We start from the raw sequence: 12,071 nt of genomic DNA, 5'->3' as shown, positions 1-12,071 counted from the left end.
TGGTGCCGGGTTTGTGGTTTAAATGGCCAGAGGCTTCATTGGTAAATTGAAAAGCTGAAAAGCGAATTAGCTCCGCAGAGTGAGGCAAGCAATGACTGAACACGTTCAAGTCGGTGGCCTGCAGGTCGCCAAAGTCCTGTTCGACTTCGTGAACAACGAAGCCATTCCCGGTACCGGCCTGACCGCCGACCAGTTCTGGGCCGGTGCCGACAAGGTCATCCACGACCTGGCACCGAAGAACAAAGCCCTACTCGCCAAACGCGACGATTTCCAAGCGCGAATCGATACCTGGCACCAGACCCATGCCGGCCAGGCCCACGACGCGGTGGCCTACAAAGCCTTCCTGCAAGATATCGGCTACCTGCTGCCAGAAGCGGCGGATTTCCAGGCGACCACCCAAAACGTCGATGACGAAATCGCCCGCATGGCCGGCCCGCAGTTGGTGGTGCCGGTGATGAATGCGCGGTTCGCCCTCAACGCCTCCAACGCGCGCTGGGGCTCGCTGTACGACGCACTGTATGGCACTGACGCCATCAGCGAAGCCAACGGCGCCGAGAAAGGCCAGGGCTACAACAAGGTGCGTGGCGACAAAGTCATCGCCTTCGCCCGTGCCTTCCTCGACGAAGCCGCACCGCTGACCGCCGGCAGCCACGTTGACTCCACCGGCTACAAGATCGTCGACGGCAAGCTGGTGGTCAGCCTCAAGGGCGGCAGCAACAGCGGCCTGCGCAGCGACGCCCAGTTGATCGGCTACCAGGGCGACGCCGCCCAGCCCATCGCACTCTTGTTGAAGCACAACGGCCTGCATTTCGAAATCCAGGTTGACGCCAGCACCCCGGTCGGCCAGACCGACGCCGCCGGCGTCAAAGACATCCTGATGGAAGCCGCGCTGACCACCATCATGGACTGCGAAGACTCCGTTGCCGCCGTCGATGCCGATGACAAAGTGGTGATCTACCGCAACTGGCTCGGCCTGATGAAGGGCGACCTGGCCGAAGAAGTGGCCAAGGGCGGCAAGACCTTCACCCGCACCATGAACGCCGACCGCACCTACACCGGTGTCGATGGTAATGCCGTGACCTTGCATGGTCGTTCGCTGTTGTTCGTGCGCAACGTTGGCCACCTGATGACCATCGACGCGATCCTCGACGCCCAGGGCAATGAAGTGCCCGAAGGCATCCTCGATGGCTTGATCACCAGCCTGGCGGCGATCCACAGCCTCAATGGCAACAACAGCCGCAAGAACAGCCGCACAGGCTCCGTGTACATCGTTAAACCGAAAATGCACGGCCCGGAAGAAGCGGCGTTCACCAACGAGCTGTTCGGCCGCATCGAAGACGTACTGAACCTGCCGCGCAACACCCTCAAGGTCGGGATCATGGACGAGGAACGCCGTACCACGGTCAACCTCAAGGCCTGCATCAAGGCGGCCAGCGAGCGCGTGGTGTTTATCAACACCGGCTTCCTCGACCGTACCGGCGACGAAATCCACACCTCCATGGAAGCGGGCGCGATGGTGCGCAAAGCTGCCATGAAGGCCGAAAAATGGATCGGCGCCTACGAGAACTGGAACGTCGATATCGGCCTGAGCACCGGCCTGCAAGGCCGTGCGCAGATCGGTAAAGGCATGTGGGCCATGCCCGACCTGATGGCGGCCATGCTCGAGCAGAAAATCGCGCACCCGCTGGCCGGTGCCAACACCGCTTGGGTGCCGTCGCCGACCGCCGCAGCATTGCACGCGCTGCATTACCACAAGGTCGATGTATTCGCCCGCCAGGCTGAACTGGCCAAGCGCGAACGCGCGTCGGTGGACGACATCCTGACCATCCCCCTGGCGCAGAATACCGACTGGTCCGAGGAAGAAATCCGCAACGAACTGGACAACAACGCCCAGGGCATCCTCGGCTATGTGGTGCGCTGGATCGACCAGGGCGTGGGTTGCTCGAAAGTACCAGACATCAACGATGTGGGCCTGATGGAAGACCGCGCCACCCTGCGTATTTCCAGCCAGCACATTGCCAACTGGCTGCGCCATGGCGTGGTCAGCGAAGCCCAGGTCATGGAAAGCCTCAAGCGCATGGCGCCGGTGGTGGATCGGCAGAATGCCGGTGATGCGCTGTACCGCCCGCTGGCACCGGATTTCGACAGCAATATCGCGTTCCAGGCCGCGGTGGAGTTGGTGATTGAAGGGACCAAGCAGCCCAATGGTTATACCGAGCCGGTGTTGCATCGTCGGCGTAGGGAGTTCAAGGCCAAGAATGGTTTGTAACTGGTCATTGAAATGAAAAAGCCCCGGTCCTATGACCGGGGCTTTTTTATGTTGCAAGGCTTAACCTGAAACCACAATCAGGTAACTACCCGACAGCTCCAACTTACTGCCTTGCCCTGAGCCCGTTCCGTCAACCTTCAAGCCGATCAACTGACCGGTATGGTTATTACCGACGACTTTCACAACGATGGTGCCTGCAACTGGATGAGTGAATGTGCTTCCGGTTGCATCTAAATATTCAATTCCAAACTGAGTATGCGTCAGGGTATGAGTCCCGTTCTTCAGGTCCTGGCCGTAATTAATTGTCAGGTGGGTAGTAATATCTGTGTCCATTCTGACCTGGGAAGGGATACCAAAAAACTGATTCGGAGAAAATACCTCCTGCTGACCATTGATAGAGGCGTGAATATTAGCGCTGTGTTGCGGGTTGTTTTTTTCAGTACTCATAATGAACTCCTGTTCGCGTCATTTAGAGGCGCTGATCCCAAACCAGCTCCCTCCCAACGATTAAACAAGCGCCACTCAAACCGCCGATACTGTGAAATCTGACAGTACTGACCAACGGTAAAAACACCCCCTACTGCGCCATCCCCAGCTCGCGTTTGACCATCTTCGCCAACTTCACGCTATCAATCGGCTTGAGCAAAAAGTCCACCACGCTCAGGTGCATCGCGTCGATCACGTCCGGTGCCTCGGCATCCCCCGACATGATGATGATCGGCAACGCAGCCCGGGTGGACTCGCGTACTTTGCGGATCAGTTCCAGGCCGTTGCTGGGCGCCATGCGCAAATCGGTGATCAACAAACCAATGGATGTGCTGGCATTCAAGAGTTCCCAGGCCGCCTCGCCGCTGTCTGCCGTCATGCAGCGAATGCCATCCAGCCCAAGAATCTCCGCCAACAGTTCACGGGCATCTTTATCGTCATCAACGATCAGTACCCGCTGCGGCGGTAGATCAGGCTCCAGCATCACGGCGCTTAACGCCTCGCGCTCGGCATCGCTCAAAATATCTTGGTCGGGCATATATTTCTCAGCAGTTGCACTCAATCTCCCAGCACAGAAGTCAGACATCACCGGAAGGGCGAACAATGTGCACTTCGTCGGATAGTTTTCCTAGTGGGCGTTCTACGGGGTCTGGACGATATTCATGTAAGGTTTTTCCCTAGTCATTGAAGGCCGGATAGCTACCTAGACTTACGTCCAATGGGCACCCGCCGCGTGGGGGTCGACCATGAGGGACGATAACGACAAAAAAACTGCGGTCATGGTTATGAGTAAAGCTGATGCTTTCACCCAGGCAGGGAAAACTGCGGTATTGCAGAACATTCACGGCACCCTGCAATTCCTGCAACGCTTCCCTCCGTTCAATCAGATGGAAAACGCCCACCTGGCGTTTCTGGTGGAGCAGTGCCAGTTGCGCTTCTACGGCCCCGGCGAGAGCATTCTCAAACCGTCGGCAGGCCCTGTGGAGCACTTCTACATCGTCAAACAGGGGCGGGTGATCGGCGAGCGGCCGGATTCGGCGCAAACCACCTTCGAAATCACCACCGGCGAATGCTTCCCCCTGGCCGCGCTACTGGGGGAACGGGCGACGCGAACTGAGCACAAGGCCGCCGAAGACACGTTCTGCCTGCAATTGAACAAGCCGGCGTTTATCAAGTTGTTTGCCCTGTCCGGACCGTTTCGCGACTTTGCCTTGCGTGGGGTCAGCAGCCTGTTGGACCAGGTCAACCAGCAAGTCCAGCAAAAGGCCGTGGAAACCCTCGGCACCCAGTATTCGTTGAACACCCGCCTGGGCGAGTTGGCCATGCGTCACCCCGTGACCTGCAGACCGCGGACGCCGCTGCGTGAGGCGGTCACACTGATGCATGAGCAGCAGGTCGGCAGCATTGTGGTGGTCGATGAACACAAGGCGCCCCTGGGGATTTTCACCCTGCGTGACCTGCGCCATGTCGTGGCCGAAGGCACCAGCGATTTCACCCAGGCCATCGAACAGCATATGACCCAGGCGCCCTTCTTCCTCAGCCCGGATCACAGCGCCTTCGACGCGGCGATTGCCATGACCGAACGGCATATCGCCCATGTGTGCCTGGTCAAGGACCGGCGCCTGTGTGGAGTGGTGTCCGAGCGCGATCTGTTTTCCCTGCAACGGGTTGACCTGGTCCACCTGGCACGCACCATCCGCAATGCACCACGGGTGGAAAACCTGGTGGCGATCCGTGGCGAGATCAGCCAATTGGTGGAGCGCATGCTGGCCCACGGCGCGTCCTCGACCCAGATCACCCATATCATCACCCTGCTCAACGATCACACGGTATGCCGGGTCATCGAGCTGAGCATCGCAGACAAGGGCGACCCCGGCGTGCCATTCAGTTGGCTGTGTTTTGGCAGCGAAGGCCGCCGTGAGCAGACGCTGCACACCGACCAGGACAACGGCATCCTGTTCGATGCCCGCGATGCCGCCCACGCCGCCGAGATTCGTGGCCTGCTGTTGCCCCTGGCGCAGCAAATCAATCAAAGCCTGGCGCTGTGCGGTTTCACCCTGTGCAAGGGCAATATCATGGCCGGCAACCCCGAGCTGTGCCTGTCCCGTGCCGAATGGGCCCGGCGCTTTGCCGCATTTATCCGCGAAGCGACGCCAGAGAACCTGCTCAAGTCCAGCATCTACTTCGACCTGCGGGTGGTGTGGGGCGATGAGCAAGGCTGCGAGCAACTGCGCCAGGGCATGCTTGAGCAAGTGGCGGACAATCGCCTGTTCCAACGGATGATGGCCGAGAACGCCTTGCGCCAGCGCCCGCCGGTGGGGCGTTTCCGTGACTTCGTGCTGACGCGCAAAGGCTCGGACAAGGCCACCCTCGACCTCAAGGTGCAGGGCCTCACGCCCTTCGTCGACGGTGCCCGCCTGCTGGCCCTGGCCAATGGCATCGCCACCAACAACACCCTGGAGCGCTTGCGTCAGCTGGTGGATAAAGAGGTGATCGAACGCCTGGACGGCGCGGCCTATGAAGAGGCCTACCACTTTATCCAGCAAACCCGTATGCAGCAGCACCAGTTGCAAACCCGCGAGAACCAGCCCTACTCCAACCGGGTCGACCCCGACAGCCTCAACCACCTGGACCGGCGCATCCTGCGTGAGTCCCTGCGCCAGGCCCAACGCCTGCAAAGCAGCCTGGCCCTGAGGTATCAGCTGTGAGCCTGTTCAGTTGGCTGCGCCCTGCCCGGCCAGGCCTGAATGCCCAGCAACAGGCGCGCCTGCAACAACTGGCTGCCCCCAAGGCACTCGGCGAACACAGTCTGCGCGAGCAGCGCTGGGTGGTACTGGACCTGGAAACCAGCGGCCTGAACCTCAATCGCGACCAGGTGCTGTCGATTGGCGCGGTGGTGATCGAAGACGGCGCGGTCGACTTTTCCCAGCAGTTCGAACGTACCCTGCAACGGGCCGACAACAAAATCAGCCCCAGCGTGCTGATCCATGGCCTGGGCCCCAGTGCGATCGCTGCCGGATGCGATCCAGCCGAGGCGTTACTGGACTTCATGGACTTTGTCGGCGACAGCCCGCTGCTGGCGTTCCACGCACCATTCGACCAGCACATGCTTGGCCGAGCGCTCAAGGACAGCCTGGGTTATCGCCTGACCCATCCGTTCCTCGACGTGGCAGACCTGGCGCCCATGCTGTGCCCCCAGGCGCATATCCGCGAAGCCGGCCTGGATGACTGGATTGCCCATTTCAACCTGCAAGTGGGCGAACGCCATCACGCCAGCGCCGATGCCCTGGCCACCGCAGAGTTGATGTTGATTCTATTCAGCCGTGCCCGCCAGCAAGGGCTGGACAGCCCTGCCGCGTTGCAACAACGCCTGAGCCAGTGGAAACGTCGCAAACAAGCCCCTTCCTTCTAACGGCTGCCGCTCAGTTAAGAGAGGCAATCGGTAACCTGTGGCGAGGGAGCTTGCTCCCGTTGGGGCGCGAAGCGGCCCTGAAACGGGAGCAAGCCCCCTCAGCAACATCCGTCCCGCCCGACCAACGCCAATTGCACCCATCCGCCACCTCTGCCACAATCGCGAATAATTCTCGTTAGTTTAAACATCTCGATTGGTGATGCCTTGTCGTCAGCCCAAAGTCCCCACAGTGAGCTTGTTGGCACGTTGTACCGTGACCATCGCGGCTGGCTGCTGGCGTGGCTGCGGCGCAACGTGGCCTGCCCCAGTCGTGCCGAGGACCTGAGCCAGGACACCTTCATGCGCCTGCTGGGCCGTGAAGAACTGCGTGAACCCCGCGAACCCCGGGCGTTTCTGGTGGCTGTCGCAAAGGGCCTGTTGTTCGACTACTTTCGCCGCGCCGCGCTGGAACAGGCCTACCTCACCGAACTGATGCTGATCCCGGAAAGCGAACAGCCTTCCCCGGAAGAACAGCACCTGATCCTCGAAGACCTCAAAGCCATCGACCGCCTGCTTGGCAAGCTGTCCAGCAAGGCCCGCGCCGCGTTCCTCTATAACCGCCTGGACGGCCTGGGCCATGCCGAGATCGCCCAGCGCCTCGGCGTGTCGGTGCCCCGGGTACGGCAATATCTGGCTCAGGGGATCCGCCAGTGCTACATCGCCCTGTATGGCCAGCCGTTGTGAGCCAGGTCAGTTCCAGACCGGTCAGCGCACGGGTGCTGGATGCGGCGATTGCCTGGCAACTGTCCCTGGACTCCGGGGACAGCAGCGCCGTGGAGCATGAAGCATTCAACAAATGGCTGGCCAGCAGCGAAGAACACGCCCGCGCCTGGCGCCAACTGGGCATGCTCGACCAGCGCTTCAGCGTGGCCAGCGGCCCGGCACGGGCGGCGCTGCTGCAATCGCGCGAAGGCATTCGGCAACGGGTGCGCAAGCTCGGCAGCGGCCTGGCCAGTGTGGTGCTGGTCTGCGGCCTGGCGGTGTTCGCCGGCCAGCGCTACGTGCCGATCAACTACTGGCTGGCCGACCAACGCACCGCCACCGGTGAACAGCGCACGCTGAAACTGGCAGATGGCACCCTGATCAACCTCAACACCCACAGCGCCATTGACGTGCGTTTTGACGAAAAGCGCCGAGTAATCGTGCTGCAGGAAGGTGAGATCTTCGTCGAAACCGGGCACAACGATGGGCGCCCCTTTGTTGTCGAAACCCGCGACGGCAGCCTGCGCGCCCTGGGTACGCGGTTTATCGTCAAGCGCGAGGACGACGGCACGCGGCTCAGCGTGTTGCAGTCGGCGGTTGCGGCGCAGCCCGAGGCGTTGCACCAGGAGCAGGTGTTCAAGGAAGGCCAGCAAGTGCTGATGCGCCGTAACAGCCTCGGCCCGTCGCTGGCCGTAACCCCCGGCACCGACGCCTGGACCCGCGGCATGCTGGTGGTGGACAACGCGCGGCTGGGGGATGTGGTCGAGGAACTGGCGCGCTACCGCACCGGCTACCTGGGTGTGGATAAAAACGTCGCCGACCTGCGCATCACCGGCAGCTTCCCGCTGCACGACACCACGCTGGCGCTTAACGCGCTGCTGCCGACCCTGCCGGTGCAGATCGAGCAACATACGCCGTGGTGGATTAACGTGGCCGCCAGGCCCGTGCCAGACGGTTCCGTTAGCAATAATTGAATAAAGGCAATGTCGAAAACAAAGCCCTCTGCGCCCCCGCTACCGAGGCGCTGGTCGCTGAATGCCGACTGCGCTGCGGGGTGGCCGGTGCACTCAACCTCAATCGCTTCGCCGACTGCAAAAGCTACGAAGAGCGCGTGAGCATTCACAGATTTATTTTCACTTGGCCCTATCACTTTTTGATTCTCGTCCGGCACCTAGGCAATTGAGAAATATTTCCATTCCGGAGCCGCCCTATGTCCCGCACATTAGACACCTTGTTGCGCCCCAGCCTGCTAGCCGTGGCCATCGCCCTCAGCGCCCCGCTGACCAGCACCTCGCTGTTCGCCGCCGAACAGGCGTCCAGTGTGCGCGCCTACAACCTGCCGGCTGCGCCATTGGCCAGCACCCTGAACCAGATCGCCAGCCAGGCTGGCCTCCCCCTGACCCTCAGCCCAGCACTGGCCGCCGGCAAGACCTCGGCCCCGGTCAAGGGCCAGTTCGATGCACCGGGCGCACTGCGCGAGGCCCTGCGTGGGACGGGGTTGCAGTTGGAGCAGAGCAGCGCAGGCACCTACACCCTGGTGGCAATTCCAGAGGGTGTGGTGTCGCTGCCGGAGACCAATATCACCGGGCAGGGGAATTACGAGAGCGCGTGGGGGCCGGTGGAGGGTTATGTTGCTACGCGGACGGCGGCGGGGAGCAAGACTGATACGGCCCTGGTAGAAGCACCCCGCTCGATTTCCGTGGCCACCCGCCAGCAAATGCTGGACCGCAACGTTCAGAACCTGGATGACGCGGTCAAATACATGCCGGGAATCGTGTCCGCCAGCTACGGCAGTGATACCCGCTACGACTGGATGCGTGTGCGTGGCTTCGAACCCACCCATTTCCTCGATGGCCTGCCATTGCCTCGCGGTGTGTACGCCAACCCGAAAGCGGAAACCTGGAACCTTGATCGTCTCGCCCTACTGCGCGGCCCGGCCTCGTCGGTCTACGGCCAGACCCCGCCAGGCGGTCTGCTGGATATGGTCAGCCGGCGCCCCAGCGCGGAATCGAGCAATGCCATCCAGGTGCAATACGGCAGCGACAACTATCGCCAGATCAACTTCGCCAGCACCGGCAAGATTGACGATGAAGGTCAGTTTCTTTATGGCCTAAGCGGCGTGGTGCGCGATGCCGGCACCCAGGTCGATCACATCGACAACAAGCGCTACAACATTGCGCCCAGCCTGACCTGGAACATTGATCCCGATACCAAGCTGACCGTGCTCTCGCAGTTCACTCGCGACGATACCGGCGCCACCAGCCAGTTCCTGCCGATCGTGGGCACCAAGATCAAATCACCGCTGGGTGAGGTCTCGCACCATAAGAACCTGGGTGACCCGGACTACGAGTTCTACGACCGTACCTATTACGCATTGGGCTATGCCTTTGAACATCGTTTCAACGATACCTGGCAGTTCAAGCAAAACCTGCGTTACACCAAGTCGGAGTTGTCGTTTCAGCAGTTGACTGTCGGTGCCTATGGTTATGCTCCGGTTGATTCTGCGGGAAACATGAACCGCATCTCGACCAACGTCGACGAGAACATCGGTCAGTTCGCGGTGGACAACAATTTCCAGGCTGACTTTGCTACTGGTGATATCACCCACACCCTGCTGCTGGGACTGGACCACCAACGCACCGACACCTCGTACCTGTCGATTTACGGTGACGGCGGGAGGGTCAACCTCTTCAACCCGGCCAACACTAAGCCAGTAGAGCGTCCTTTGCGCTCAGCGGCCTATTACGACTACAACCAGAAAACTGTGCAGACCGGCCTCTACGCTCAGGACCAGATGGCCCTCGACAAGTGGCGCCTGACTCTCGGCGGCCGTGAAGACTGGGTTCATCAGGGCACCACGTACCTCAACAAGCAAGACGCTACCAACACTGACCGCAGCAAGAACTTCAGTGGCAACGCCGCACTGAGTTATGTATTCGATTCGGGCTTTGTCCCCTACCTGTCCTACGCCGAATCGTTCCAACCCGCGAGCAACGCCAGCGCAGACCCGGTCAAGTCGTACAAGCCCACCGAAGGCAAGCAATGGGAGTTAGGGGTCAAGTACCAGCCGCCCGGCAGCAACACTCTGCTCAGCGCCGCGGTTTACGACTTGACCCAGAAAAACGTGCTGGTGACTAGAACCGGCTCAGGCGGCCAGTCGATCACCGACCAGGCCGGCGAAGTCAAGGTCAAGGGCCTGGAACTGGAAGCGGTGTCTGACGTGACCGAGAACCTCAAGGTCATCGCCGCCTACACCCTGGCCAAATCCGAGGTGCAAACAGGCATCTACAAAGGCAACCGCCTGCAACTGATACCCAACCAGCAAGCCTCCCTGTGGACCGACTACACCTGGCACGACGGTGTGCTCGACGGTTTCGGTATCGGCTTTGGGGCCCGCTACACCGGCAACACCTACGGCGACCAAGGCAATACCTGGCTAGGCAAGGCTGATGCCTACACCGTATTCGACGGTGCGGTGCATTACGACCTAGGCCGCCTGGACAACAGCCTCAAAGGTGCCTCGGTAAAACTGAACGCCACCAACCTGTTCGACAAGCAGTACATCTCCACCTGTGATGCCTCCTACTGCTACTACGGTGATCAGCGCAGCGTCGTCGCCAGTGCCACTTACCAGTGGTAATCGGCTGAGTTAACAACCAGGCCGCCCCGTGGGCGGCTTTGGTGTGTCTGAAGGCTAGAAAATGAAAAGCACAACCATCCGCCGCTGGTCCTTCATCCACACCTGGACCAGCCTGATCTGCACAGTGTTCCTGTTGATGCTGGCGCTGACCGGCTTGCCGTTGATCTTTCACCACGAGATCGATCACCTGCTGGGCAACGAACCCGAGCTCAAGCAGATGCCGGCCGATACTCCGCAGCTCAACCTTGAGCAACTGGTGGCCAAGGCCCAGGCCCATCGCCCGGGCGAAGCCATGCAGTACCTGGCCTGGGATGAGGACGACAAGAACGGGGTGGTTGCGATCATGGCGGCCACCGCCGGCACCGAGCCCAATTCGTCCCACACCTTTATGCTCGATGCGCGCACCGGGGAAAGCGTGGAGATGCCGTCGGCCAATGGCGGCTTGACGATGTTCCTGCTGCGCCTGCATGTGGATATGTTCGCCGGCCTGCCGGGCAAGTTGCTGCTGGCTTTTATGGGCGTGCTGTTTGTGCTGGCGATTGTTTCCGGCACGGTGTTGTACCTGCCCTTTATGCGGCGCTTGAAGTTCGCCACGGTGCGCCAGGACAAGTCCACACGCCTGCGCTGGCTGGACCTGCATAACCTGATCGGCGTTGTCACCCTGACCTGGGCCCTGGTGGTGGGCGTCACCGGGGTGATCAGCGCCAGTGCCGACTTGATCATCGCCGCATGGCGCAGTGACAGCCTCACCGCGATGATCGAGCCCTATAAGAACGCGCCACCGCTGACCTCGCGTGCGCCGGCCACCGACCTGCTGAAGATTGCTGAGCAGGCCGCGCCGGGCATGACCCCAGACTTTATTGCGTTCCCCGGTACGCGCTTTTCCAGCGAGCACCATTACGCAGTGTTTATGAAAGGCAGCACGCACCTGACCTCGCACCTGCTGACCCCGGTGCTGATCGACGCCAGCGACCTGAGTATCACCGCCGTGGCCGGGCGGCCGTGGTACATGGACGCCATGGGCATGTCCCAGCCCCTGCACTTTGGCGACTATGGCGGCATGCCGATGAAAATCCTCTGGGCGGTGCTGGATGTGCTGACCATCATCGTGCTGGGCAGCGGCGTATACCTATGGCTGGTGCGGCGCAAGGCGGCCAAGTCATGAGGCCAAGGCAATCGAATTTCTGGAAGGTGTTCGGGGTGCCACTGGGGATCGGGCTGCTCAGTGCTGCCGGACTGTTTGCGGCGTTGCTGGGGGATGGGGGTTGGGATTCCCTGAGCTGGGTTGGGCTGGGGATCCCGTCGGTAATCGGTGTCTGGGGGTTGCTGCGGCGACCGTGAGGACGCCATCACAGGCAAGCCAGCTGCCACAGTTGGCAGTGTTCACACATCAAAATGTGGGAGATTCTATGGTTTTGGGGAAGCCCCCCAAACCGCTTTTGACTGGTATTCGCTCAGGTTTTTCATGAGCGAAAAGGCGATGCGCGCCAGCTTGCGGCCAATGATGACCAGGGCTTGAGTCG

General features: G+C 60.8%; 10 protein-coding genes. 8 read left to right on the top strand and 2 right to left on the bottom strand.

What is annotated here, in order from left to right; all coding sequences use genetic code 11:
- Positions 1-91: 91 nt before the first annotated feature.
- Positions 92-2,269, top strand: a complete 2,178-nt coding sequence (locus JFT44_RS20610; RefSeq protein WP_057440287.1) for a malate synthase G — start codon at positions 92-94, stop codon at positions 2,267-2,269.
- A 60-nt stretch (positions 2,270-2,329) separates the two neighbouring features.
- Here JFT44_RS20610 and JFT44_RS20605 read toward each other — a convergent pair whose 3' ends face one another.
- Both JFT44_RS20605 and JFT44_RS20600 read right to left on the bottom strand, forming a co-directional pair.
- A complete protein-coding gene (locus tag JFT44_RS20605; protein WP_057960818.1) occupies positions 2,330-2,716 on the bottom strand; it encodes a hypothetical protein in 387 nt (128 codons plus the stop codon).
- Positions 2,717-2,846: 130 nt separating this feature from the next.
- Complete coding sequence (locus tag JFT44_RS20600; protein ID WP_057440286.1) at positions 2,847-3,293, bottom strand: response regulator; 447 nt, start codon at positions 3,291-3,293, stop codon at positions 2,847-2,849.
- Positions 3,294-3,540: 247 nt separating this feature from the next.
- Here JFT44_RS20600 and JFT44_RS20595 point away from each other — a divergent pair, with 247 nt between their 5' ends.
- The 7 genes from JFT44_RS20595 (at position 3,541) to JFT44_RS20565 (ending at position 11,889) form a co-directional block, all read left to right on the top strand.
- A complete protein-coding gene (locus tag JFT44_RS20595; RefSeq protein WP_169990378.1) occupies positions 3,541-5,463 on the top strand; it encodes a putative nucleotidyltransferase substrate binding domain-containing protein in 1,923 nt (640 codons plus the stop codon).
- On the top strand, positions 5,460-6,167 hold the full coding sequence (locus tag JFT44_RS20590; RefSeq protein ID WP_120734256.1) for a PolC-type DNA polymerase III: 708 nt from the start codon (positions 5,460-5,462) through the stop codon (positions 6,165-6,167). Before JFT44_RS20595 ends, JFT44_RS20590 begins: the two co-directional genes overlap by 4 nt.
- A gap of 204 nt (positions 6,168-6,371) precedes the next feature.
- Complete coding sequence (locus tag JFT44_RS20585; protein WP_057440283.1) at positions 6,372-6,890, top strand: RNA polymerase sigma factor; 519 nt, start codon at positions 6,372-6,374, stop codon at positions 6,888-6,890.
- Positions 6,887-7,882 (top strand): FecR domain-containing protein, encoded by a 996-nt coding sequence (locus JFT44_RS20580; protein WP_057960820.1) that lies wholly within the window; start codon positions 6,887-6,889, stop codon positions 7,880-7,882. The genes JFT44_RS20585 and JFT44_RS20580 overlap by 4 nt, the downstream gene beginning before the upstream one ends.
- 236 nt (positions 7,883-8,118) lie before the next feature.
- Complete coding sequence (locus JFT44_RS20575) at positions 8,119-10,548, top strand: TonB-dependent siderophore receptor (protein WP_198831084.1); 2,430 nt, start codon at positions 8,119-8,121, stop codon at positions 10,546-10,548.
- 61 nt (positions 10,549-10,609) lie between these two features.
- Entirely contained in the window at positions 10,610-11,713 is a 1,104-nt protein-coding gene (locus JFT44_RS20570; RefSeq protein ID WP_198831083.1) for a PepSY domain-containing protein, read from the top strand.
- Complete coding sequence (locus JFT44_RS20565; RefSeq protein ID WP_198831082.1) at positions 11,710-11,889, top strand: hypothetical protein; 180 nt, start codon at positions 11,710-11,712, stop codon at positions 11,887-11,889. Before JFT44_RS20570 ends, JFT44_RS20565 begins: the two co-directional genes overlap by 4 nt.
- Positions 11,890-12,071 lie beyond the last annotated feature (182 nt).

This window comes from Pseudomonas sp. MF5691, assembly GCF_016405645.1.
Lineage (GTDB): Bacteria > Pseudomonadota > Gammaproteobacteria > Pseudomonadales > Pseudomonadaceae > Aquipseudomonas > Aquipseudomonas shahriarae.
This window is presented reverse-complemented; position numbering and strand designations above follow the sequence as displayed.

What these genes read in the sequence shown, in the direction of transcription:
- JFT44_RS20575 (WP_198831084.1), top strand. Translation starts at nt 8,119, where the DNA reads ATGTCCCGCACATTAGACACCTTGTTGCGCCCCAGCCTGCTAGCCGTG.
- JFT44_RS20570 (WP_198831083.1), top strand. Translation starts at nt 10,610, where the DNA reads ATGAAAAGCACAACCATCCGCCGCTGGTCCTTCATCCACACCTGGACC.
- JFT44_RS20565 (WP_198831082.1), top strand. Translation starts at nt 11,710, where the DNA reads ATGAGGCCAAGGCAATCGAATTTCTGGAAGGTGTTCGGGGTGCCACTG.
- JFT44_RS20595 (WP_169990378.1), top strand. Translation starts at nt 3,541, where the DNA reads ATGAGTAAAGCTGATGCTTTCACCCAGGCAGGGAAAACTGCGGTATTG.
- JFT44_RS20600 (WP_057440286.1), bottom strand. Translation starts at nt 3,293, where the DNA reads ATGCCCGACCAAGATATTTTGAGCGATGCCGAGCGCGAGGCGTTAAGC.
- JFT44_RS20605 (WP_057960818.1), bottom strand. Translation starts at nt 2,716, where the DNA reads ATGAGTACTGAAAAAAACAACCCGCAACACAGCGCTAATATTCACGCC.
- JFT44_RS20610 (WP_057440287.1), top strand. Translation starts at nt 92, where the DNA reads ATGACTGAACACGTTCAAGTCGGTGGCCTGCAGGTCGCCAAAGTCCTG.